The organism is Pedobacter borealis DSM 19626 (assembly GCF_000708285.2).
GTDB classification, from domain to species: domain Bacteria; phylum Bacteroidota; class Bacteroidia; order Sphingobacteriales; family Sphingobacteriaceae; genus Pedobacter; species Pedobacter borealis.
This window is the reverse complement of sequence record NZ_JAUG01000059.1, coordinates 1-24029: the sequence shown is the minus strand read 5'-3', so window position 1 is coordinate 24029 and position 24029 is coordinate 1. Positions and strand designations below refer to the sequence as shown.

The following is a 24029-nucleotide window of genomic DNA, read 5'->3' as shown; positions in this document are numbered from 1 at the left end:
ATTGGTAGCTGTTTTATCCGCCTTGAGTGGCTTTTATGAGTATAACCTGATCGGCTGGATTTAATACATGGGTTGCCCAGTCTGATTTGGGAATAATAGTTTGGTTTACGGCAATGGCAAGGCCGTTTGTTTCGGTTGAAATGACAACAGCAAGCATCTGTTCAATGGAACAGGCTTCGTTGAGCAGATAGTTTTGATTGTTTATAGTTACTTCCATATTTTAAAAAAATTGGAAAAACTATAGAGATTGCCCCAAAATGGAGATCGAAAAGACAGCAATGTAAGATTGCTTTCACTTTTCCCTTCGGCAGTACTAACTGCATCAGGTTCAAAGGGTATTTCTCAGCACGTAGGCACCCCTAAAGTTTTTTGTAAATATATGCGATTAAATTTCTAATGCAAATTTAAATTTATATAGATAAAATCTATAAAGAGCTATCGATAATATAGAGATAGGGGTAGAAGAGCACAAAATTGTCATCCTGAGTGTAACGAAGGATCTTTACTAATTAGGTGTAACATCGGAAAAAGATCCTTCAATGCTTTCAGGATGACAATTGGGACGATTAAAACAAAATTTTCACCACTCAATCTTCGATCCCCAGACTCCCGACTAAACTCCCTCATCCATCTTTTTTTTTAACCGCAGAGGGCACAAAGAGAAGGCGCAAAGGCCGCAGAGCTAGGCGTAAAGTTCTTTGCCGTTTAAGGAATGTAAGAAAATATAAGATCCTTGAGCTTATATGAACCTTCTATGTCTTATATGGTTCAATAAAAATATTGGTGAATGACACGTTGTTCGACTCATGACTTCAGACATAACCCTTCCCATCATCCATCTTCCATATTTTTTAACCGCAAAGGAACAGAGTGAAGGCGCAAAGGTTGCAGAGCTGGGCGTAAAGTTTTTTACCATTTAAAGGATTTAAGAAAATATAAAGCTATTGAGCTTGTATGATCTTCTATGTCTTTGGTTAATTAAAAAGATCCTTCACTTTCAACTCTGCGCAATACAAACTCACTTCGCGCCTCAAACTACCGACTTCGGACTAAAGACTAATTAACCAATCCACACCAACCGCCTTTTGCAAAACGCAAAAAATCTTTACCTTTGCAGCATCACCAGATCACCCCATACATGTAAGATTCATTTCTTTTCAGAAAATAGATAACCAGCAGAGCAGTTCCGTTCCTGCAATTATTTACAATAAAAAAAGAAATTTATGCTTATTCTACAAGGGGCTAGCTATATCCATCCCAATGGGGATCTACTGTTTTCAGACTTAAATCTTACCATCAACAAATACGAAAAAATTGCACTCATTGGCCATAATGGGACAGGGAAATCGACGCTTTTAAAAATTTTGTCGGGTAAACTCAGGCCAACTGCCGGCTATGTTAAAACGGAATCGGTGCCTTATTATGTGCCACAGCTTTTTGGTCAATTTAATGATTTTACCGTTGCGCAGGCACTCAGGATTGAAGATAAACTAAAAGCGCTGAACGAAATCCTCAACGGAGAAGTAACCGACGAAAATTTGACTATACTCAACGATGACTGGACCATTGAGGAACGTTGCGCGGAAGCTTTGAGTTATTGGCGATTGGAGGGTTTAGACTTAAACCAAAAAATGGAAAGTTTAAGCGGGGGACAAAAAACCAGCGTATTTTTGGCTGGCATCGCGATACACCGTCCGGATATTGTTTTGATGGATGAACCGACCAATCATTTGGATCTGGAAGGCAGAAACAGGTTGTACGATTATATCCGATTGACCAGGAATACTTTGGTTGTGGTGAGTCACGACCGTACTTTATTGAACCAGATTGAGAAAGTTTGCGAGCTAAGTCAGCGGGGAATAACCATTTATGGCGGAAATTACGATTTCTATACTGCGCAAAAGAAAATTGAAAACACTGCTTTGAACAATGATTTAAAAGCAAAGGAAAAAGCACTGCGCAAGGCCAAAGAAGTGGAGCGGGAATCGATAGAGCGGCAACAGAAGCTTGATGCCAAAGGGAAGAAAAAACAAGAAAAAGCTGGATTGCCGACCATTTCGATGAATACGTTAAAAAATAATGCAGAAAAAAGTACAGCAAAATTAAAGGCTGTGCATACCGAAAAGCTCGATCATATTTCTGCTGAATTAAGCCTGCTCAGGTCTGTGCTGCCTGATGCAGACAAAATGAAGATCGGTTTCAATCAAGGCAGGCTGCACAAAGGGAAAAGTATTGTTGAGGCTAAGGAGGTCAATTTTGCTTTTCAGGATCAACTACTTTGGAAGGAACCGCTTAGTTTTCAGATTTTTAGTGCTGAGCGTTATGTGATAAAGGGCCGGAACGGATCGGGCAAAACCACCTTGATCAAGCTTGTTTTGGGGCAGCTGCAGCCCTCGGTGGGAAGTTTAAACAAAACAGGCATTAGCGCTATGTACATTGACCAGGATTATTCGTTGATCGATAATCAACTTACAGTTTACGAACAGGCCCAGCAATACAACTTGGGCGCATTGCAGGAGCATGAAGTGAAAATCCGTTTAAACCGGTTTTTGTTTGGTAAAACCGATTGGGACAAACCTTGTTCGGCCTTAAGTGGCGGTGAGAAAATGCGGTTGATTCTTTGTTCGTTAACCATCAGCAACCAATCGCCCGACCTGATTATATTGGATGAGCCTACCAATAACCTCGATATCCAGAATGTAGAAATTTTAACAGCAGCGATTAACGAATACCAGGGAACGCTTTTAGTCATATCGCACGATGAATATTTTCTTAACCAAATTTATGTGGAACATAGCATTGATCTTTAAAATAAATATATAGCCTTATCTTCGTTCCAAATTATTAAAACCAGCATACTATGCAAAACCTGTTAGCACTACAAAGTGGCGAACTTAAAGGAGCAGTATCGTTAAAAATTTCTGAAAACCTAACCGAGTTTCCAAACGAAATATTCGGGTTGGCCGATACTTTGGAAGTGCTGGATTTATCTTTTAATAAATTAAGTGCATTACCGGCAGATTTTGGCCGTTTAAAGAAATTGAAGATTTTCTTCTGTTCAGAAAACCTTTTCACGGTTATGCCTGAGCAATTGGCCGACTGCCCTTTGCTGGATATTGTAGGTTTTAAATCTAACCAGATTAAAACGGTGCCTGCAAAATCGCTGAATCCTAATCTCCGCTGGCTGATTTTAACAAACAACAACATTGCCGAATTACCAAAAGAAATTGGGCAGTGTACGCGGATGCAAAAGCTGATGTTATCGGGTAACCGTTTGGTGCAATTGCCCAATGAATTAAGCAATTGCCAAAATTTATCGTTGCTGCGGATTGCCGCTAATAAACTGCATGAGCTGCCCCAATGGATTGCCATGATGCCTAAACTTTCGTGGATTGCATTTTCCGGAAACAACTTTAGTAAAACTCCTGCAGTAGAAACACTTTCGTTAATTAATTGGCACGATTTAGAGATTAACCATTTATTGGGTGAAGGCGCTTCGGGTATTATTTCGAAAGCAAACCGGACTATTGGTGATGAAACCCAAGAGGTAGCCGTTAAATTATTTAAGGGCAATGTAACCAGCGATGGCTTGCCGGAAGATGAAATGACGGCCTACATTGCTGCGGGTTACCACCCCGGTTTGGTTAATTTAATCGGACAGATTGCCCTGCACCCAGAGGATAAAAAAGGACTGGTGATGGACCTCATTCCTCATCATTTTTATAACCTGGGTAATCCGCCGAGTTTAGAGAGCTGCACCAGGGATATTTTTCCTACAGATATGCAGCTGTCAGAAAAACAGTTGCTGAGTATCGCCAAAACCATTGCCTCCTTAGCCGCGCAATTGCACGAGGCTGGGATTATGCATGGCGATTTATATGCACACAATATCCTGATTGATGATGAGGGCAGTACTTTGTTCGGCGATTTTGGTGCTGCAAGTTTTTATGATCAGGCTGATGTTACACTTGCCACCGCTTTAGAGCGGATAGAAGTTAGTGCTTATGGTTACCTGCTCGATGATTTACTTTCGTTAAAAAACGAAACGGTAAGCGAAACGTGTTCGAATGCTTTGGGTACCTTAAGAGACGCCTGCTTAGTTGCATCACCATTAAACAGGCCTGGTTTTCAGGATTTGGTTAAGGCACTGGCTAATATTTAACTGCAAAAATTAGCCTCCAATGAAAATTGGAGGCTATCAATGCCAGCTTCTAATAGATGGGTCGTCCTTGCGAGGAGGAACGACGAAGCAATCTTTCTAACTTGCGATAAAGATTGCTTCGTCGGCTGAAAGAGCCTTCTCGCAAGGACGATTCCTCGCAGCCTATCAAATTATTTAGCATTACTAAAATTAACCATCCATTGGATACCGAACCGGTCTTTAAAACTCCCAAAGTAATCGCCCCAGAACATATCATCCATTGGCATTTCGATGATGCCACCTGCTGAAAGGCCGTTAAATAGGCGGTCGGCATCTTCGCGGCTCTCGGCATTGAGGTTAATGTACATGTTGTTGCCTTCTTTAAGTATATGCCCTGCCGAAGGTACACAGTCTGACGCCATTAAAACCGTATGCTCATTAATGGGTAGGGCTACGTGCATTACACGGTTTTTTTCCTCGTCGGTTAATTTATCCGATTCGGGCGCATCGCCCATTTTTGCAAAGAAGGTAAATTCTCCTCCAAAAACCGATTTATAAAAATTAAAAGCTTCTTCGGCCTTGCCGTCGAAGTTTAAGTAAGGGTGCATGGTTGCCATAATCTTATTTATTTTGTTTACAACTAAGTTACTGCACCTTTTAATGATAAAATGGGTGTACTTGAGACAAATGTAAGGGCGTTTTTGACATCGTCAAATTAATAAACTTGTATGGTTCCACCTTGTTGCGATAACCTTAACTCGGGTGCCAAACTTGAGAAAAAACTGTTTTAAATAGACTGAAATGTTTTATTCATTTTATTGTCGTTTTTGGATAAGTTGTTCTTTTACAGATGAATAAAACTGAACGGAAATAAATCCTGTATCTTTTTCATATTTGTATCAGGGGATTAAACATTTATTGAAATAATTCTCAATCGTCTCAAAATAATTTTAGATTTGAGTAAACACGACCTCTTTTGAGGGCGTGTTTTTTTTGTAAAAAAAAACCTTTCATTGCTGAAAGGTTTCGCGTTTTAATCTAAATCGTCCCGTTGATTTAATTTTAACATTATAAATATAGATATCAACATGTTAACATCAAATTAAAAGGTAAAAATACCCCTTTATGGGTAGTGGTTTTCACTACAACGCGATAACAGAAATTTTAATGTGCATAATTATTTGCTTGCTTCAATACGCCATTTATAAGCGGGTAATGTTGCCAGCAACAAACTGGAGGCAATACTACAAACAGAATAATTAAAGGGGCCCCTGTAATTTGCAAAGGCAAACATAGAGAGGGCAAAAGCAAGTGTTCGTAAAAAACTACCGATAGCCAACTTATTTTGTATCCAACTATAAGCAATAACCCATCTAGAAACACTCTACTTCCCAAAACCGCGACCAGTTTTCGCCTATACCAAGTTTTACTATACCCTCTTTGCGTGTTAATTCCTGATCGTGGTTAACGCCATCGGCCACTCCGCACCATGGCTCTAAACAAATAAAAGGGGCATCGGTAGCAGCCCAAATGCCAAAGAAAGGGAAATCATCGAAATGGAAATGTAATCCATAATCGTTTTTGTTGTTGAGCAAGCTGATGCAGTTGCTTTGAAGGGTTTTAAAAACCAGTGCATCGTTATAAAACAAATCATGTTTAAGGTTTAACCTGTGGCCACCCAGTTCAATGAGCTCCGTTTCGTCGGCTACTAAGCCATCTTCCAGTTTCCAGAAAGTTAATTTCTCATCGCTATTAAAAGCAAGATAATAATCTTCGTAAACGGTATTGGGGGTATTGGGTACCGCAAATGCCGGGTGCGCACCAATTGAAAATAAAAGCTCGGCAGTACCGGTGTTTTTTACCTCGTAAGTTAAGCTCAGCTTTCTATCTATTAATTGATACCTCAGTTTCAGTTCGAAATAAAAAGGATATACTTTTAAGGTATCTTCATTTTGGGTTAAAGTAAAAACAGCTTCAGTTTCACTTATTTTTTCGAAATTAAAAACATGATCGCGGGCGAAACCATGGCGTGGTAGCTCATAGCTTTTACCTTGGTAAGTAAAACTGTTGTTTTTTAATGAGCCAACAATAGGAAATAGAACCGGACTGTGTTTTGCCCAATATTTAGAATTGGCATTCCATAAATATTCCAGCTTGGTTTCTTTACTAAATAAGCCTTGAAGTTCTGCGCCTTTAGCCGCCAGGCTAACTTTTATATAATCGTTCTCGAGAGTTATCATTTGCAATCTAAATTAACAAAAAGATGTACTTTAAAAATATCTTTTTTATTAATTTTGATTACTACTTAAAGCTTAAGCAAATGAAAAGCTTAAAGCACTATTTATTTTATTACCCGCGCATTTACTTTCGCTTAAAATAAAATCAGAAACCCATGGCGATAGATTTAACAAAATTATCAAATGCAAAAGTGAAGGCCGCTATTACCGCATTGCAAAAAGGCGATGAAAAAACGTGGTTTCCTTTATTTGCTATCGATGTTGCCTTTTACGACGACGGAAACCAGATGAAATTTAATAACTTCTTTAAGAAAGCGCTGGGACATGAGCGTTTTACCAGTATAGATAAAGTTGAAAACAACGGATTGGAGGTATATGGTCACTTCCACTCCGACCAATGGGGTGATTTTAAAACCTGCTTTAAATTTAAGGTAAACAAAGAAGGAAAAATAGCGAGGTTGGATATTGGACAAGCCTCCTATTGAGTTTGGAGTCTGGAGTTGGGCGTTTGGAGTTGGATACGGCTCCGAACTCAAAACTGCCAGCTCCCAAACTGATATAACTACCCCTTCTCTTCCCAGATACAGGCGATGTTAATAATGGTTTGTACCGCTTTTTCCATATCCTGCACACTTACCCATTCTTGTTTGCTATGAAAAGCGTGTTCTCCGGCAAAAATATTGGGGCAAGGTAAGCCCATGTAAGAAAGTCGCGAGCCATCGGTTCCGCCACGAATACTTTGTTGTTTTGCCACCACACCTGCTCGTTCAATGGCTTCAATTCCGTATTGTACAATTTTAGGATGCTGATCCAACACCTGTTTCATGTTGCGGTACTGTGCTTTAATATTAATTTTATAGGTAGACTTTGGGTATTTAACCATCACCTTTTTTACGGTTTCTTCTAAAAACTGCCCATGTGCGGCTAGTTTTTCATCGGTAAAATCTCTGATGATAAACTGTGCTTCTGCTTCTTCTACCTGTCCGTTCATACTTACGGGGTGGATAAATCCTTCTTTTTGATGTGTAGCTTCTGGTGTGAGTGTATCTTTTGGCAGTGAATCTAAAATTTCAGCAAGGATCTTAATGGCGCTTTCCATTTTTCCTTTGGCAAAGCCCGGATGAGTGCTTACGCCATAAATTTTAAGGGTGGCGCCATCAGCAGAAAAAGTTTCATCTTCGATTGAACCCAGTGTTTCTCCATCTACGGTATAACCAAAATCGGCACCTAATTTCTTTAAATCGACCTTGTCTACGCCGCGGCCTATTTCTTCATCAGGGGTAAAAAGTAGCTTTATGGTTCCGTGTTTTACATCAGGATTGCGCATTAAAAAGGTAGCCGCTTCCATAATTTCTGCTAACCCTGCTTTATTATCGGCACCTAATAAAGTTGTTCCACTTGCCGTGATAATATTGTTGCCAATCTGGTGCTTTAAGTCTTTGTGTTCAGACAATTTTATTATAATATTGTTGTCATCTGGCAGAATTAAGTCCTGTCCTTGATAATTGTCATGAATAATCGGTTTAACATTTTCACCGCTACAATCTGGCGAGGTATCCATGTGCGAACAGAAGAAAATTACGGGCAACTGCTTGTTTGTATTTGAAGGGATTGTGCCGTACACATAGCCATTATCATCCATTTCGGCATCAGTAACGCCAATTTCTAACAGTTCCTGAGCCAATTCTTTACCTAATTTTTTTTGTTTTAGGGTTGATGGACAAGTTGGAGAATTTGGATCAGATTGGGTGTCAATCTTCGCATATTTTATAAACCGCTGCTCCAGAGATTTGTTAAAGTTGGTGTATGTGCTCATAATTCAAAGGTAAAAGTTATAGATATTCGATAAACTATATTATTTTTGTAAAAAAAATAATATGATTTTTAATCTGCTGAGAACTACTTACATAACCCTTCTGCTTGTTTTTATAGGAAGTTTTTCTTTTGCTCAATCTAATTTTTTTAAAATGTCGTATGGCTTTGGTGGAGGAATAAACAAATCTTACACCGATGTGTACAAAGGAAGTTTTGGTTACACGGCCTATGGCGTAATCGATTATCATATCACGCCGTTTGTAACCCTGGGTTTAGAAGGGCAGTATGGCAGGATTCAGGGTGGTAATATTGAAACCGATCCGCACAACCGTCAGTTTGTAAACAAATATACCGCCATTACAGCCAATGTAAAGCTAATGCTTGGTGAGGTGGTGAACTATGATAAAAGCGAGTTTTTATACAATCTAAGGGGTTTGTATGTGGGTTTGGGTATTGGGGTAGTTAACAACAAGATTACCGATATTGTGCGGTATAAACCAAGCTGGGCAGCATACGATCCTGGTTATGGACCTTTTCCTGGAAAAGATAAAAGCCTTAATATGGCGGTACCCTTAAACTTCGGTTTTAACTATTACATTAACGATGGTTATGGCTATATGAGGTACGTTATCAATATTAATGCACAATCGAACTATACTTTTGGCGAAGGTTTGGATGGTTATAACGATTCGAGCGGCAGGTTCGCGAACTATTCGCCGGATGTTTACAACGTTTACACCATAGGTTTTAAATATATGTTTGGAACGATTAAACCTTATCGTAAAACCCTTTAATAACATCATTTCATTTCTTAGATTTAAGGCATGAAAAAATTCTTTGTGTTTTGTTTGCTTTCGATGAGATTAAAAGCTGCTGCACAAAAAACACCTTTCGAGCTGAGCGGAAAAATTGAAACCTCCACTTACGCTGCTGCTATAACCTATTACGAAAACCTAATTAAGACCTATCCACAGGCCAAATTGTTCAGCTATGGAAGTACGGATTTTGGCAAACCTTTGCATGTATTGGTTTTGTCGCGCGATCGGGTTTTTGATCCTTCAGAGATTAGAAAACAGAATAAAAGGATTTTATTGATCAACAACGGCATTCATCCGGGCGAACCAGAGGGGGTGGATGCATCGATGATGCTTGCCCGCGATCTGCTTAAGGCAGGTAAACTGCCAAAAAATGTAGTGATCTGCATTATTCCCCTGTACAATATAGATGGCAGTTTTAACCGTAGTGGAACATCAAGGGCCAACCAGAACGGACCGGTTGCTTACGGTTTTAGGGGCAATAGCAAGAACCTCGATCTGAACCGTGATTTCATTAAAACCGATTCGAAAAATTCAGCAGCGTTTCAACTCATTTTTAATACCTGGCAGCCCGAAATATTTGTAGATACGCACACCAGCAATGGTGCCGATTATCAATATGTAATGACGCTTATCCCTACACAAAAAGATAAGCTGAACCCGATTCTTTCGGGTTATTTAACTAAAACATTGGTACCTGATCTATATAAGGGAATGGAGAAGATGGGTTACCCGATGATTCCCTATGTAAACTCGATAGATGAAACGCCTGAAAGCGGAATAACCGGATTTATAGATCCCCCACGTTATTCTACCGGATATACCACGCTGCACAACACCATAGGTTTTATGCCCGAAACGCATATGCTAAAGGCATACGATTTGCGTGTGGATGCCACTTACAAGCTTTTGCAAACCTATATTCAGCTTGTAGAACGCGATGCCAAGGTTATTGGGGAGAATAAGCGGAAGGCCGATGAACTTGTGGCTGCACAAAAGGAATTTCCTTTAGAATGGAAACTGAACAAAACTGAGGTAAACGATCTGACCTTTAAAGGCTTTGAGGCTGGCCAAAAACCCAGTACGGTAAGCGGTGCTGATCGTTTATATTACGACCGCAGTAAACCTTACACTAAAACCATAAAAGAATGGAATAAGTTCGAACCCGCGGTGTCTATCCAAAAACCGGTTGCCTACATTATTCCGAAAGCCTGGGACCGCGTAATTGCCCTGCTTAAACTGAATAATGTTAAAATTAGGGAGCTAAAAACCGATCAGAAAATTGAAGTAGAAAGTTATTATATCGGCGATTTTAAAACCGGAACAAGGCCCTATGAAGGGCACTATCTGCACTCGGCCGTAAAATTGAATACACTAAAACAGAACCTCCAGTATTACGCAGGCGATTTTGTGGTTTATGTTAACCAGCCTGTTAACCGGTATATTGTAGAAACACTGGAACCCCAAGCTACTGATTCTTATTTCAACTGGAACTTTTTCGATTCAGTTCTGGACATGAAGGAACATTATTCGGCATATGTTTTTGAAGATACCGCAACAGCACTGCTTAACAATAATCCAGAGCTGAAGCATAAACTGGAGGCGAAAAAAGCTTCAGATGCCGAATTTGCGAAGAATGCGGCTGCACAACTTGATTTTGTATATAAAAATTCTGATTATTACGAAAAAACACACAATAGATATCCAGTAGCCCGTTTGGTTACAGACGTAAAACTTGATTTAAAATAACCCTATGGAATACTTCAATATTGCACCAGTTGCCTCCGTAATTTTCGTTTTTACCATTATTACCAGCTTATATGCTTTCTATGATCATTCGCTTTATGGAAAGTTTATGCTACATCCGTATAGCGTTTCGAAAGGACAGAATGTATATACCTTGATTACCAGCGGGCTTGTGCATGCAGATTGGATGCACCTGTTTTTTAATATGTTTACCTTTTATGCTTTTGCCTTTACACTGGAAAGATTAATGGGGAGCTGGCAGTTTGGATTACTGTATTTTCTGGGGCTGGTGCTGAGTGATCTACCCACCGTTATTAAACATAAAGATCATTTTAACTACAATAGCCTTGGTGCATCCGGAGCGATTAGTGCGGTGCTTTTTAGCTATATTTTGTTTAATCCAATGTCTAAAATTTACATCATGTTTATCCCGATCGGGATTCCTGCTGTAGTTTTTGGGATTTTGTATTTAATTTATTGTGCTTATGCTTCCCGCAATTCGAGAGACCACATCAATCATGATGCACACTTTTTTGGTGCCTTAACCGGATTGATCTTTACCATCATTTTTGTTCCGGGCATTTTGCAGAACTTTATTACCATGTTAACAGGTGGGAGATAGTTTAATTTCGTCATCTCGACTGAAGCATAGCGAAATGGAGAGATCTATAATAGATTTAGCTTCGCTGAGCAATCGTGGTTCTCGACTTCGTTGCACTCCGCTCGAAATGACGATCGCGTTAGGTTATCGAAAACTTTAAATATGTATTCAACATTTAGACAAAACATCTTAATGTACTTAATTTTTTAATAGTCAGATGTTTTTAGGCATAACATTAAGCCGTTAAGATAATTAAGCTACTACCTTTTCTTAATGCTCTTAATTTCTTAATGATAAAAAAGCCTACCCCGCAGTAGGCAAATAAGGCTTCTCGAAGAAACTCATCGGCTCATCAGGGTTTTTAATAATCTCGAATACCACATAACCCCAGGGTTTCCAGAAGTTTTCTAATACCTGTGCATATACTTTATGTTGCCAAACATCAAAAAGGGGTTTGGTCATGTTGCCGCGTAAAGGCATAGCTTCGATATAGGTGGTGCCTTCTACAAGCATAAAAGTATACTCGGGTAAACGGTTAAACAGATAGGCAGAATAATAAAAACGCGCACTTAGCTCTTCAAATTGTTCGGCTGTTAGCGCTTTTCCTTTTATTCCGTTGATGATATCCTGATGATAGCGTTTATTGGTACCATTATCCTGTAAACAGGCGATGATCCCAAAATCTTTCATTTTTAACGAGAAGGTTAAAGTGTTTATCTCATCACGGAAACTGAACGGTGTTTCTCCGTTTTCTAATTTCACTACCGTGATAGACCATGGTGAAAAATCTTCAAACTCCAGACTGGTATACAGGTTCTGCATCATGAAATTCAGATTGGCAAATTTCATCATTAGCGATTGCGACATATTTAAACCATCGGCAGTCATTTCTTTACGCAAAGCCGAATGCATTTCGATATAGACGAAGCCATATAAAAACTTGCCGATCCAGTTAAAAAGATCCAGTTCGGGTAATGCAGAAACGGCATCGTACCCTGTTGCAAATGCTGCTTCGATCTTGTGTTCAAGCGGGGTTAAAAACTGCTCGTTTACCTCACTGTTTACCGGGATAACCAAGGTGTTGTACGAACGGATACTCTCATCCAAAAACTGGATCTGCTCTTCGCCGCTTAAACCAGCCTGTGTTAACAACCATTTTGGAATTAACGGCACCTGAACAACAGGCGAATTAAAAGTTTTGCCGCTTAGGAAGCAGATTTTGTATAAAAAATCGAAGTTTTGGAAGGGATTGTATAAGCCGGTATTCATCACTGCAATATTAGCCATTATATTTTTAGGGCTTTGTAACGATATTTTATTTTAACGCAGGGATTACAACCTTAGCCTGTTTAAGGTTTGCGTTCCCTATTACCGAGCAGGGGTTGTATCATAAATATAGATTTGTTATCCTGAGGTTAATTTATTGAATAAAAATCAATATTAATGACGGATTTTTTAGCGAATCATAGGCTGCGAGGAATCGTCATTCCCAACTTGATTGGGAATCGTAATGCAAGCACTTTAAGATTAGCTTCGCTGAGCACTGCGTGGTTCCCGCTTGCGCGGGAATGACGGCCTACTGATGGATTCTGTCTATAGTAGCTTGTCGTCGGACCTGCTTAAATACGCTTTAAGGTGTTTCGACAGGCTCTCCGTAGGAGTCCTTTGGACAACATGATTGCGTTTGAGGTGGAACGCTTATATGAAGCAACCTCAACGAGAGATATTGCTATTACCAAATCTATTAAGTGTAAGGAGCTGACTCCCCTCCTTTTCAAGGAGGGGCCGGGGGTGGTTAAGTTAGTAGTTGTTGTAATAATAACTGATATCATCAACCAGCTGGCTGTAAATGGGTTTGGTAAATTCTAAAAACAAAGCACTTGGTGGTGGAGGCAGTTGTTCCCTCCTTCTGGTAATGGCCAATTGTTGTTTACTCAGCGCTCTATCATCACCTTTATAGGTTGCCCAATTATCTCTCCATACATAAGTTCCTGGGAATTTCTGCTGGCGTACCAGTTTTTTTGTGCTCCAATCGGTAATGCTCATATCCAATAATCCCGATGAAGAGATGTTCTTTTCGAAAATACTTAAGGTGGCTTTTACTGTACCGTAAATTGGTTTTTTTCCACGGGTTTCGCCGATTACCACACTGTCGCGTTTCAACTTTTCTACCCTTTCTTTTACATAGGTTTGACCGACCACAAAATCATCAAAGTTTAAACTCAATACCTGATCGGGAATAATTTTTTGGTCGGTAGCCTGAGCCTCGCTATAAAAAATCACAAACTTATTTCTCGAGTAATTTCCAATAAACTGATCGATCTGCTGCTGAAAATAATCAGCGCTTAATTTGTACATGCCGCTGTTTACAATAATCGGCTGAACAACAACCCTGGTTACCGCTGCCCAATAAGCATCCTCCATTTTGGCTTTGGCATCTTTATAATTTGGCTGAAGATTTTGTGTTTTCTCAAATTCGTAGTATGCCTTTTTTGCCGACTGGCGGTTGTTTTCTCTCAAATAACCTAAACCTGAGTTATATCTTGTGGCAGCTGCATTGTATTTACTATCAGCAAGTTCATTGATGTATTTTGTCGGACCTGGAACAACCGTTAAACAGGCTGGGCAGCTATTGATCTCATCAGCCAATTGATTGATTTTTTGATAATCGTACATCACCGATTCCCACCTGAATAAATCGTTAGACATTTTAGCTTCTTCAATTTTTCGCAGATGGTCCTGCAGCGCTAAATCGTATGCTGTTTTTAGCACTTCCATAGCCTCACTATTTTTTGGTGAGTTTTGCAGCCTGCTTACTGCTTTGGCAACCGAAGCATCATAATCACCCTTTTGTAAGGCTTTTTTTCCTGTGGTACATCCCGCAATAATTATTAGGGATAAATAAATAAAATACCGTAATCTTGAAATGTTTTTCATGGCAGTGGTAGTTGCGTTAATAAAAACAAAGATAATTTGCAAAGCGATAATTACCTTATTTATTTAGAAGACGATTGATAATGAAGATTAGTTGCAGACAATTTGAATTAGAATTAAAACATCCTTTTTCGATCTCGAAATTTACCCGTACCAGCACCCCCTTAATGCTGTTAAAGATAGAATATGAAGGTGTAACAGGTTATGGTGAGGCTTCTATGGTACCTTATATGGGTGAGAGCTGCGAAAGCACAGCGGCTTTTCTTAGCCTTGTAGATTGGGATAAAATCCAGTATCCGTTCGATTTCAAAGAAATGATTACCTATCTGGACAGCCTCGCTCCAGGCCAGCCAGCCATTAAAGCGGCGATAGATATTGCGCTTAACGATATTCAGGGAAAGCTGTTAAATAAACCCTGTTATGAAATTTATGGCGCAGATCCTGCTAACATGCCGGTAACTTCCTACACCATTGGAATTGATACGCCTGAGGTAATCCGCGAAAAACTGAAAGATGCTGAGGCTTTTAAAGTGATCAAAGTTAAACTGGGGAGGGATAACGATCAGGAAATTATCGAAACGATCAGGAGCATGACCAGTGTACCCTTATATGTGGACGCGAACCAAGGTTGGGCAGATAAAATTAAAGCGATCGATTTAATTTATTGGCTGCATAACCAGGGCGTGGTGTTAATCGAGCAGCCTATGGATAAAAACAACCTCGATGGAAACGCCTGGCTAACCGAGCGCAGCCCAATCCCGCTGTTGGCTGATGAAGCTGTACAGCGTTTAGCCGACATGGACAAACTGAAAGGCGCTTACCATGGCATTAACGTAAAACTGATGAAAAGCTGTGGCATGTACGAAGGGCATCAGATGATTTTGAAAGCCCGTTCTTTTGGGATGAAAGTGCTGATTGGCTGTATGAGCGAAACCAGTTGCGCCACTTTAGCTGCGGCTGCTTTGGCACCCTTATGTAATTGGGCCGATTTGGATGGGCCATGGCTCACCAAGAATAACCCCTTTACTGATCCAGCTTTCGAAAACGGCAAGTATATTTTAAAAGATCTGCCCGGTTTAGGCTTAACAGGCATTACTTCTGATCTTTTTCTTTAAAGCAGAGTAGAAATGATTGGATGACAGCATTATAGAATGATTGAAGCGTCTGAGCGAGGAAATGATAGCAGCATTTTGAATAGGCGTTATATCATAATATTCACTCATTCAAGACCCACTAATTCTATCATTAAATTGCTACTTCTGATCTTTTTCTTTAAAGCTTTTTCTGATGTCTTTGGTAAGTTGATACTTAAAGTAGAACAAACAGGCCGTTGTGCCTACCAAAAAGCCAGCTGGAAGATATTTAGCATTGTTATAACACCAAACCAATCCGAAAATAGAAAGGATAATGGCCAGGTTATAGAAGATATTTAAAGCAAATTTTTTACCCACGATAGAAGGATTGAATGATAGAACGAGCGAGTTTTGAATGAGTGAATGTAATTAACTTAAATTAATTCAATCATTCTCTCATTCAAAATTCATAAATTATTTTAATATACAGGCATGCTCGGATCAAAAGCTTCTTGCCAAGCTAAAATACCGCCTTTTAAGTTATAAAGATTGTCAAATCCGTATTGTTGCTCCAACTGCATTACTGCTGCTGCGCTTCTTTTTCCACTGCGGCACTGAATAATTACCGGCTTATCTTTCGCAACCTTATCAGCCTCAATTAAAATTCCACCCAAAGGGATATTCTCGCCTTCAAGATTGGAAACCTCGTATTCGAATGTTTCACGAACATCAATCAATTGAAAATCTTCTTTGTTATCGATTTTCTCTTTTAGTTCTTGTACCGATATTTCTTTCATTTTATTAAATGTATTTATGCAAATATAGGAAAATCAACTTTACCCTCCCTATCAAAAAAATGCCATAAAATTTTGTGTGCAACTGTAACAACTTTAACCCTTAGGCGTTTAATTATAAATAGTTACAAATGGACAAACTGAACCGTTTCTTTTGGTTTTGCTCTGGCGCTCATATCCCGACACTGGAAAAGTATCCTTCAGAACAAAATAAATATACAGGCATTGGCGCCACCATCTTTTTTACCGGATTATTTGCGGCCCTTTCGGGAGGTTATGCCATGTATTTTGTGTTTAAGGGGGATGATCTGGCCGTAATTTTTGCCATTATTTTCGGCTTTTTATGGGGGGCGGCCATCTTTAATATGGACCGTTATATTGTATCGAGTATTAATAAAAGTGCAAGTACCAATAAACAGTTGTTACAGGCTACACCGCGTATTCTGTTGGCCATTATGATTGGTATGGTAATTTCGAGACCAATAGAGCTTAAAATTTTCGATAAAGAAATTAAAGAACGCCTAAAAGTAAGTTACCTAAATGGTCAGCGTTCTAAAATTGATACCTTGAACAAAGCCTTTGAGAAAAAATATCAGGTAGAATTTGGCAGATTAAATCAACAGAAAGCTACCAGAGATTCACTTGAAAAAGGAATTAAAGCGGATAGACAAAAGCTTAATTTCGAGATTTTTGGAAACAAAACTACCGAAACATCTGGGGTGATGGGCTACGGGCCTTATGCCAAACGTAAGGAAGCCGAAATTGCACAACGCACGGCCGAATTAGATTCGCTAAAAGCCACCATCAATAAATCGGAAGGCTTTGTAGATAAACGCAAAGAGTTTGATGGGCTGTTTACCGAAAAACTGTACACTAAAAAACAGTTAGACAGTTTATCGGATATTGCTGGTTTTGCCGACCGCAACTGGGCATTGGGGCAACTTAAATTTAATGTAGATGGCACACGGGATAACAATACGGCAATTGCGGTTACTTTTATAGGGCTGCTGTTTATCTTTTTTGAATGTTTGCCGGTGTTTGTAAAACTGATGAGTGCAAGAGGACCTTATGATTATGCTATAGCGGATGGGGATGAGGTATCGATTTATCATTCGAAAAAAGACAAGGATTTCCATTTTGAAGTAGCCGATAATATTCATGAAACGAGAGTCGATTCCGAATCATCTAAAAAGAAGGAAATTATAAAAGGAAAAGCTTACCGCGATCTCGAAAAACACGATTGGGACAGCGAGGGGTAACTGAAGGTAAAATGTAAGAGGGAAAATGGTTCATGGTCAGATGGTTCAAATATGGACTGTTAAACTATCAACCAACAAACTCTCAAGCAAAAAATGACAGAACTACCGATCAAAAACCTTAATTTTTCCTAAATTGAACCCATTATAACTTATTATATGAAGAAAATATTTTTTTTTACGCTTGTCGGGATGGCAAGTTTGCAGCTTAAAGCGCAAAACATAGATAAAATCATCACCCGCGAATACACCGATCACTTGATTAAAACCTTAAGTGCCGATGATATGCAGGGGCGTGCAACCTTTACGCCGGGTATTGATAAAGCGGCCACTTTTATCGAATCTGAATTTAAAAAGATTGGTTTAATGCCTTTGCCTGGAGAGAAAACTTTCCGTCAAACCTTTAACAAATATCAGGTTACCAATCAAAGTACGAGAGTTAAAATAGATGGACAGGAAGTTGCGCCAGAAAATTTAATTGTTTCGGGTGTAACTTCAGAAAGTGTTACGCTAGATAAATCGAATACCACTGTTGTTAAATTGGATCCCGAAAAAGCATTTGTGCCTCAGTTAAGAGCAATGATGGGCGCTCAAAAAAATCAGATTATTCTGGTCGACAATAAATTTGCTGATCTGTTTAACCGCTATAGAAGTTACTTCGGAAAACCGGCAACTGTTGATGAGAAAGATGTTAAAGCAACTACAAGCGCTGTGCAGGTTTTTGTTTTGGGTAAAGATGCCGCAGCAGATTTTTCTGCAACATTTAAAAGTAAGGTAGATAAAATGCCTTTATTTAATGTTGCAGGGGTAATTCCAGGTAAATCAAAAGCAAAAGAAATTGTGGTTTTCTCAGGCCATTATGATCATTTAGGCTTTTTAAAAAGTGTTGATGGGGATAGTATTGCAAATGGTGCAGATGATGATGCTTCAGGCACAACCGCTATGATTGCCCTTGCCAAGTATTACAAAGCACAGAAAAACAATGAGCGTACTTTAATCTTTGTTGCCTTTACCGCTGAAGAGATCGGTGGTTTCGGTGCAAAATATTTCTCAGAAAAACTAAATCCTGATGATGTAGTAGCCATGTTCAATATTGAGATGATTGGTAAGGATTCGAAATTTGGCAAGAATACCGCATTTATTACCGGTTATGAAAGATCTGATTTTGGGAAGATTTTGCAGAAAAATTTAGCTGGGACCGAATTTACTTTCCATCCAGACCCATATCCAGATCAAAACTTATTTTATAGAAGTGATAACGCAACTTTAGCTGCTTTAGGCGTTCCGGCACATACCATTAGTACCGATAAAATTGATATTGATAAATTATACCACAGTGTGAAAGACGAATACAGCTCTTTGGACGTAGAAAATATCCTTTCTACCATCAAAGCGATCGCAAAGAGCGCAATTACCATTGTAAACGGAACGGATACCCCAACGAGGATTCCGAAGTTGAAACAATAAAAGGGGTAGTTATAAAACGGTCGTCATTCCCGCGCAGGCGGGAATCGTAATGCAGTAGGCTTTAAGATTCCCAATCAAGTTGGGAATGACGAGCCGCCCAATACAACTACAATAAAAATGGCCAGTGAAATCATCACTGGCCATTGCTATTTTATAAGTCTTCGTATGGAATTACTTACTCAAATACATTGATTTGTCTTTGTAAAGCTTGCGGAAGTAAGGATCTTCTAAATCTTTGATGAAACGGATCGCCTCACCGGTAGATTTCATTTCAGGACCTAATTCTTTCGCTACCTCCGGGAATTTCTCGTAAGAGAAAACCGGCTCTTTAATGGCATAACCTTTAAGCTTACGAACAATGGTAAAATCTTTCAGCTTCGCTACACCCAACATAATTTTAGCTGCGATGTTAATGTATGGAACATCGTAAGCTTTTGCAATGAAAGGAACCGTACGTGATGCCCTTGGGTTTGCCTCGATTACATAAACTTTCTCATCCTTAATGGCGAACTGAATGTTTAATAAACCACGTACATCTAATGCTTTTGCAATTTTGATCGAGTATTCTTCCATTGCTTTAGTTACCGTTTCTGATAAGCTGAATGTAGGTAATACGGCAAATGAATCTCCTGAGTGGATACCTGCAGGCTCGATGTGCTCCATCATACCCACAATGTGTACATCCTCACCGTCAGAAATCGAATCAGATTCTGCCTCTTCTGCCCTATCTAAAAAGTGATCGATCAATACACGGTTGCCCGGTAAATCGCCCAATAACTTTACTACTGCTTTTTCCAGGTCTTCATCGTTGATTACAATGCTCATACCTTGTCCACCCAGTACATAACTCGGACGGACCAATACAGGATAACCTACTTCGTTTGCTACAACGATTGCTTCTTCAGCATTCTCTGCAACACCATATTTTGGATAAGGAATATCTAATTCTTTCAACAGGTCTGAGAAACGGCCACGGTCTTCGGCAATGTCCATATTCTCGAAAGATGTTCCGATAATTTTGATGCCTTTTTCAGTTAACTTCTCAGCCATTTTCAAAGCTGTCTGTCCACCCAATTGAACGATAACGCCCACTGGTTTTTCCAGCTCGATAATTTCGCGAACATGTTCCCAGAAAACCGGCTCGAAATATAATTTATCGGCCATGTTAAAGTCTGTTGAAACTGTTTCAGGGTTACAGTTAATCATGATGGCCTCAAAACCTGTTTCTTTAGCTGCCAATAAACCGTGCACACAAGAGTAATCGAATTCGATACCCTGACCGATGCGGTTAGGACCTGAACCCAATACAATTACCTTTTTCTTGTCAGATGGAACAGATTCGTTTTCCTCTTCGAAAGTAGAGTAGTAGTATGGTGTTTTGGCCGGGAACTCCGCAGCGCAGGTATCAACCATTTTATATACCCTGTTTATACCTAAAGCTTTACGGCGATCGTAAACTTCATCTTCAGTAACATTGCCTAACAACCAGGCGATCTGGATATCAGAGAATCCTTTTTGTTTAAGCGTTACGAAGAAATCTTGAGGGATATTGTTTAGTGAATATCTTTTTAGTTCAGTTTCAAGCAATACAAGCTCCTGGATCTGGTTTAAGAACCATTTGTCAATTTTGGTTACCTTACGGATAGACTCCAAAGGTACACCCATTGCCATGGCATCTTTTATTAAGAACAAACGGTTCCATGAAGCGTGCTCCAAACCGTCCATAATCTCTTCAATATTGCGCACCTGTCTGCCATCAGCACCTAAACCAGCGCGGTTGATCTCTAAACTCTGACAAGCTTTTTGCAAAGCTTCGATAAAAGTACGGCCAATTGCCATTACTTCACCAACCGATTTCATCTGTAAACCAAGCTCTTTGTTAGCGCCTTTAAATTTATCGAAGTTCCAGCGAGGTATCTTTACGATTACGTAATCTAATGTAGGCTCGAAATATGCTGAAGTGGTTTTGGTAATCTGGTTTTCAATTTCATCCAGGTTGTAACCGATTGCCAGTTTTGCTGCAATTTTTGCAATTGGATAACCAGTTGCTTTACTTGCCAAAGCTGATGAACGTGATACACGTGGGTTAATTTCGATGGCGATAATTTCATCGTTTGCCGGGTTAACCGAAAACTGAACGTTACAGCCGCCAGCGAAGTTACCGATTGCACGCATCATTTTGATCGCCTGGTTACGCATATCCTGGTAACAACGATCAGATAAGGTCATTGCCGGAGCAACAGTAATCGAATCTCCTGTGTGGATACCCATCGGATCGAAGTTTTCGATCGAACAGATAATGATTACGTTATCGTTGCTGTCTCTTAACAACTCTAACTCATATTCTTTCCAGCCTAACACAGCTTTCTCTACTAATACTTCATGTGTTGGCGAAGCCTCTAAACCACGTTTTAAAGCGGCATCGAACTCTTCTTTCTTGTGTACGAAACCACCACCAGAACCACCTAAGGTATATGATGGGCGGATTACCAATGGGTAACCGATTTCTTGTGCTGCTTCTTTACCTTCTAAAAATGAGTTGGCAATTCTCGATTCTGCAACACCTACACCGATATCAACCATTAACTGGCGGAAAGCTTCGCGGTTTTCGGTTTTTTCGATTGCAGCAACATCTACACCGACTACTTTTACACCATATTTTTCCCAAACACCACGTTCTTCAGCTTCTTTACAAAGGTTTAATGCAGTTTGGCCGCCCATGGTAGGAAGTACCGCATCAATTCTAGGTAAATCTGCAGAGTCGATGTGCTCTTGTAAAATAACCTCTATTGAATCAACAGTTAACGGGCGCAAATAAACATGGTCGCCGATAACCTTATCCGTCATAATTGTAGCCGGATTAGAGTTGATAATGGAAACGGTAATCCCTTCTTCTTTTAAAGAAAGAGCCGCTTGCGAACCCGAGTAATCAAATTCACAGGCTTGGCCAATAATAATTGGTCCAGATCCGATAATCAGTACTGAGCGTATGGAAGTGTCTTTAGGCATGATAAAGCTTAAACAATAATTAAAATTCTAAAGTGTTGGTTCTTTTGAAACCCTGAAAGCAACGAGATTTTGTGCTTGTAAGAAGAAAAATCCCAACTGTTCTGTCGGGATGCAAAGATACATCTTTAGCATGATTTTTAGGCGTTTTTTTTAAAATAAAAAAGAGCACTATTTAAGTGCTCTTTTTAGATTTTTCTTTTGCGAAATGAACTATTGCTGTAATTTAATTTCGCCTAAATCTGTGGTGGCGCTATCTTTCACGGCAACCTTTTCTATAACAGCATCTTTGTATGGTGCATTGGCTTTTACCACAACGGTATAAACGCCTTCTTTGAGGTTAGTAAAAGTAAAAACACCTTGGCTAATCTGCGCTTTTAGCGTGTCTGTCGCCGCTACAAGCGAAACAGCAGAAGCCGCGTCACCCGGTGTAATTTTTCCGATTATTCCACCCAATTTAATATTTGTAAAGGCAATTGAACCCAAAGCAAATACAATGAGCTGAGATAATACAACACATAACTTTTTCATGGTATAACGTTTTAGTTGTTGATGTCTTAAATAAATAACACCATTTAGTACAAATAGTTTTAAATAATGAACACTAATTTTTAGATTGTACTATAAATTATACATGGCTGTCAAAATCAAATATACGGTTTTATTGTAAATGTTAATTAGTGTTAAAAGAATTTCGTAAAAGTGGCCCTACGCGTCAGAATTAAGTCACGAAGTTGTGATATTAGAAATATTGGCAATAATGTTGTAATAAGCAGAACATATATGCGTTTTGTATATACTTTAGACAATGATCTAAAGCTTCCTCCGCGGATTAGTTACCCGCCATGAGGATTTCTTCATAAATAGTTTGTTTGGTTTATTATCCGGTTAGAGGAGCCCTCCTCAACCGGATTTTTTCTTTTAAGGCTTTTTCCATTACATTTGACCGTATTCAGAAAACATATCGTGAATAAAAAAATTAAAAAGATCGCTATTGTTGGCCCGGAAAGTACGGGAAAATCTACTATATCTCAATTGCTGGCAAAATATTATAAAGTTTCGTGGGTGCCAGAGTATGCCCGCTATTACTGCGAAAACCTGGTTGCCGATTATACCCTGCAAGATGAAGTGAACATGTATTATGGGCAGGTAGCTTTAGAGGATGCCATTTTAGTAACTACCGAAAACGATTTTATTATTTGTGATACAACTTTTATTACGGTAAAGATCTGGAGCGATGAAGTATTAGGTGAAACACCACAGCTAGTGCTGGATGCACTGCCTAAGAGACCGTACGATCTATATCTGTTAATGGACATCGATTTGCCTTGGCAAGATGATCCGCTGCGCGATTTCCCCGATAAGCGCGAATATTTTATGCAGGTTTGGCATAATGAACTGAAAGCACTAAATGCGAATTATAAGGTAATTGGTGGATTGGGTGATGAAAGGTTCGAAAATGCAATTAAGGCAGTAAACGATTTTCTTGGTATATAAGAAAATAGATGCTTCTGGATTAAATTGATGACTTTGTTTTGAAATTGCCAAAAGCTCGGAACCGCTCATTTCCCATTAATAATAAAATGGTTTTTTTAGGAAATGAAAGGTTAGTATTTCATAGGTACTGTAGTCCCGCCATCCGCTATAGCTCCGATAGAAAAAAATCGGAGGCTGCCGCTGCTGTCGGGTTTAGGTACAGGGGTTTGTTACCGTGGTGCCTAAAACACGAAACGTTCCTACGGAACGAAAAAATAAAACATTTTTTTCTACCTAGGAGTCGTCCCGATGGGACGAACAATCTTCATATGCAGCAGAGGACGGGGTGGTAGTTTTATATGGGTAGTTGCCATTAAGTTAGTGGGATAAATTGCAAAAGATGTCACCATAAGGACTAATTTATTGTATAAAAATTAATGACAGGAGAATTTTAAAGAGTTGAGTCGATTAGAAGTATCGTCATTTCGACCGTAGTGTTCCAAAGGAGTTCCTTTGGAACACTACGTGGTGCTTCGGTCGAGATGATTGTTATGATAAAAACAAATTTTAAGCAGCTATATTATAGTTATTTTTGTAGCTGGCCTGATTTTTTATAACTGCTGCAACTCTCAATGCTATTTTGTTTCTGACGGCATTAATTATACTCA

The 24029-nt window shown here is 39.3% G+C and carries 20 protein-coding genes and 1 riboswitch; of the genes, 10 read left to right on the top strand and 10 right to left on the bottom strand.

Translation table 11 applies throughout. From position 1 onward, the window contains the following. Positions 1 to 13: 13 nt before the first annotated feature. Complete coding sequence (gene thiS, locus AW17_RS15520) at positions 14 to 217, bottom strand: sulfur carrier protein ThiS (RefSeq protein ID WP_029277981.1); 204 nt, start codon at positions 215 to 217, stop codon at positions 14 to 16. 65 nt (positions 218 to 282) lie between these two features. Further along, a riboswitch (TPP riboswitch) is annotated at positions 283 to 371 on the bottom strand. 852 nt (positions 372 to 1223) lie between these two features. Here thiS and AW17_RS15515 point away from each other — a divergent pair. Both AW17_RS15515 and AW17_RS15510 read left to right on the top strand, forming a co-directional pair. Then, on the top strand, positions 1224 to 2810 hold the full coding sequence (locus AW17_RS15515) for an ABC-F family ATP-binding cassette domain-containing protein (protein ID WP_029277980.1): 1587 nt from the start codon (positions 1224 to 1226) through the stop codon (positions 2808 to 2810). Positions 2811 to 2860: 50 nt separating this feature from the next. Further along, a complete protein-coding gene (locus AW17_RS15510; RefSeq protein WP_029277978.1) occupies positions 2861 to 4162 on the top strand; it encodes a leucine-rich repeat-containing protein kinase family protein in 1302 nt (433 codons plus the stop codon). A 170-nt stretch (positions 4163 to 4332) separates the two neighbouring features. Here the strand turns inward: AW17_RS15510 and AW17_RS15505 are convergent, their stop codons facing one another. Continuing rightward, positions 4333 to 4758: a VOC family protein gene (locus AW17_RS15505; protein ID WP_029277975.1), complete on the bottom strand. Its 426-nt coding sequence runs from the start codon at positions 4756 to 4758 to the stop codon at positions 4333 to 4335. Positions 4759 to 5514: 756 nt separating this feature from the next. Then, on the bottom strand, positions 5515 to 6381 hold the full coding sequence (locus tag AW17_RS15500; protein WP_029277973.1) for an aldose 1-epimerase family protein: 867 nt from the start codon (positions 6379 to 6381) through the stop codon (positions 5515 to 5517). 152 nt (positions 6382 to 6533) lie between these two features. Here AW17_RS15500 and AW17_RS15495 point away from each other — a divergent pair, with 152 nt between their 5' ends. Next, positions 6534 to 6863, top strand: coding sequence for a hypothetical protein (locus AW17_RS15495; protein WP_029277971.1), 330 nt, complete (start codon positions 6534 to 6536; stop codon positions 6861 to 6863). Positions 6864 to 6940: 77 nt separating this feature from the next. Here the strand turns inward: AW17_RS15495 and pepT are convergent, their stop codons facing one another. Beyond that, the gene (gene pepT / locus AW17_RS15490) at positions 6941 to 8194 is read right to left on the bottom strand and encodes a peptidase T (RefSeq protein WP_029277969.1); all 1254 of its coding nucleotides are present in this window, start codon (positions 8192 to 8194) and stop codon (positions 6941 to 6943) included. Positions 8195 to 8255: 61 nt separating this feature from the next. Between pepT and AW17_RS15485 the strand changes: the two genes are divergently transcribed. Genes AW17_RS15485 through AW17_RS15475 form a run of 3 tightly spaced genes read left to right on the top strand, consistent with a single transcriptional unit; the run spans position 8256 to position 11376 of the window. Then, positions 8256 to 8987, top strand: coding sequence for a hypothetical protein (locus AW17_RS15485; protein ID WP_051691880.1), 732 nt, complete (start codon positions 8256 to 8258; stop codon positions 8985 to 8987). A 30-nt stretch (positions 8988 to 9017) separates the two neighbouring features. Continuing rightward, complete coding sequence (locus AW17_RS15480; protein ID WP_029277965.1) at positions 9018 to 10757, top strand: M14 family metallopeptidase; 1740 nt, start codon at positions 9018 to 9020, stop codon at positions 10755 to 10757. Between the two features lie 4 nt (positions 10758 to 10761). Further along, positions 10762 to 11376 (top strand): rhomboid family intramembrane serine protease, encoded by a 615-nt coding sequence (locus AW17_RS15475; RefSeq protein ID WP_029277963.1) that lies wholly within the window; start codon positions 10762 to 10764, stop codon positions 11374 to 11376. A gap of 282 nt (positions 11377 to 11658) precedes the next feature. On the opposite strand, the gene AW17_RS15470 is transcribed toward AW17_RS15475, so the two are convergent. Beyond that, entirely contained in the window at positions 11659 to 12642 is a 984-nt protein-coding gene (locus AW17_RS15470; protein ID WP_029277961.1) for a hypothetical protein, read from the bottom strand. A 513-nt stretch (positions 12643 to 13155) separates the two neighbouring features. Further along, positions 13156 to 14292, bottom strand: a complete 1137-nt coding sequence (locus tag AW17_RS15465) for a hypothetical protein (RefSeq protein WP_029277959.1) — start codon at positions 14290 to 14292, stop codon at positions 13156 to 13158. An 80-nt stretch (positions 14293 to 14372) separates the two neighbouring features. On the opposite strand from AW17_RS15465, the gene AW17_RS15460 reads away from it, so the two are divergent. Next, the gene (locus tag AW17_RS15460; RefSeq protein WP_036670120.1) at positions 14373 to 15404 is read left to right on the top strand and encodes a dipeptide epimerase; all 1032 of its coding nucleotides are present in this window, start codon (positions 14373 to 14375) and stop codon (positions 15402 to 15404) included. A 138-nt stretch (positions 15405 to 15542) separates the two neighbouring features. Here the strand turns inward: AW17_RS15460 and AW17_RS15455 are convergent, their stop codons facing one another. After that, on the bottom strand, positions 15543 to 15740 hold the full coding sequence (locus tag AW17_RS15455) for a DUF6358 family protein (protein WP_029277955.1): 198 nt from the start codon (positions 15738 to 15740) through the stop codon (positions 15543 to 15545). A 101-nt stretch (positions 15741 to 15841) separates the two neighbouring features. After that, entirely contained in the window at positions 15842 to 16159 is a 318-nt protein-coding gene (locus AW17_RS15450) for a rhodanese-like domain-containing protein (protein ID WP_029277953.1), read from the bottom strand. Between the two features lie 128 nt (positions 16160 to 16287). Here AW17_RS15450 and AW17_RS15445 point away from each other — a divergent pair, with 128 nt between their 5' ends. Beyond that, entirely contained in the window at positions 16288 to 17415 is a 1128-nt protein-coding gene (locus AW17_RS15445) for a DUF4407 domain-containing protein (RefSeq protein WP_029277951.1), read from the top strand. A gap of 156 nt (positions 17416 to 17571) precedes the next feature. Further along, the gene (locus AW17_RS15440; protein WP_029277949.1) at positions 17572 to 18879 is read left to right on the top strand and encodes a M20/M25/M40 family metallo-hydrolase; all 1308 of its coding nucleotides are present in this window, start codon (positions 17572 to 17574) and stop codon (positions 18877 to 18879) included. A 171-nt stretch (positions 18880 to 19050) separates the two neighbouring features. On the opposite strand, the gene carB is transcribed toward AW17_RS15440, so the two are convergent. Beyond that, positions 19051 to 21888 carry a carbamoyl-phosphate synthase large subunit gene (carB, locus tag AW17_RS15435; protein WP_029277947.1) on the bottom strand — a complete coding sequence of 946 codons (2838 nt, stop codon included), beginning with the start codon at positions 21886 to 21888 and terminating at the stop codon, positions 19051 to 19053. 210 nt (positions 21889 to 22098) lie between these two features. Continuing rightward, positions 22099 to 22416, bottom strand: a complete 318-nt coding sequence (locus tag AW17_RS15430) for a carboxypeptidase regulatory-like domain-containing protein (protein WP_029277945.1) — start codon at positions 22414 to 22416, stop codon at positions 22099 to 22101. A gap of 435 nt (positions 22417 to 22851) precedes the next feature. Here AW17_RS15430 and AW17_RS15425 point away from each other — a divergent pair, with 435 nt between their 5' ends. Continuing rightward, positions 22852 to 23382: an AAA family ATPase gene (locus AW17_RS15425; RefSeq protein WP_029277943.1), complete on the top strand. Its 531-nt coding sequence runs from the start codon at positions 22852 to 22854 to the stop codon at positions 23380 to 23382. The last annotated feature ends 647 nt before the right edge of the window (positions 23383 to 24029 follow it).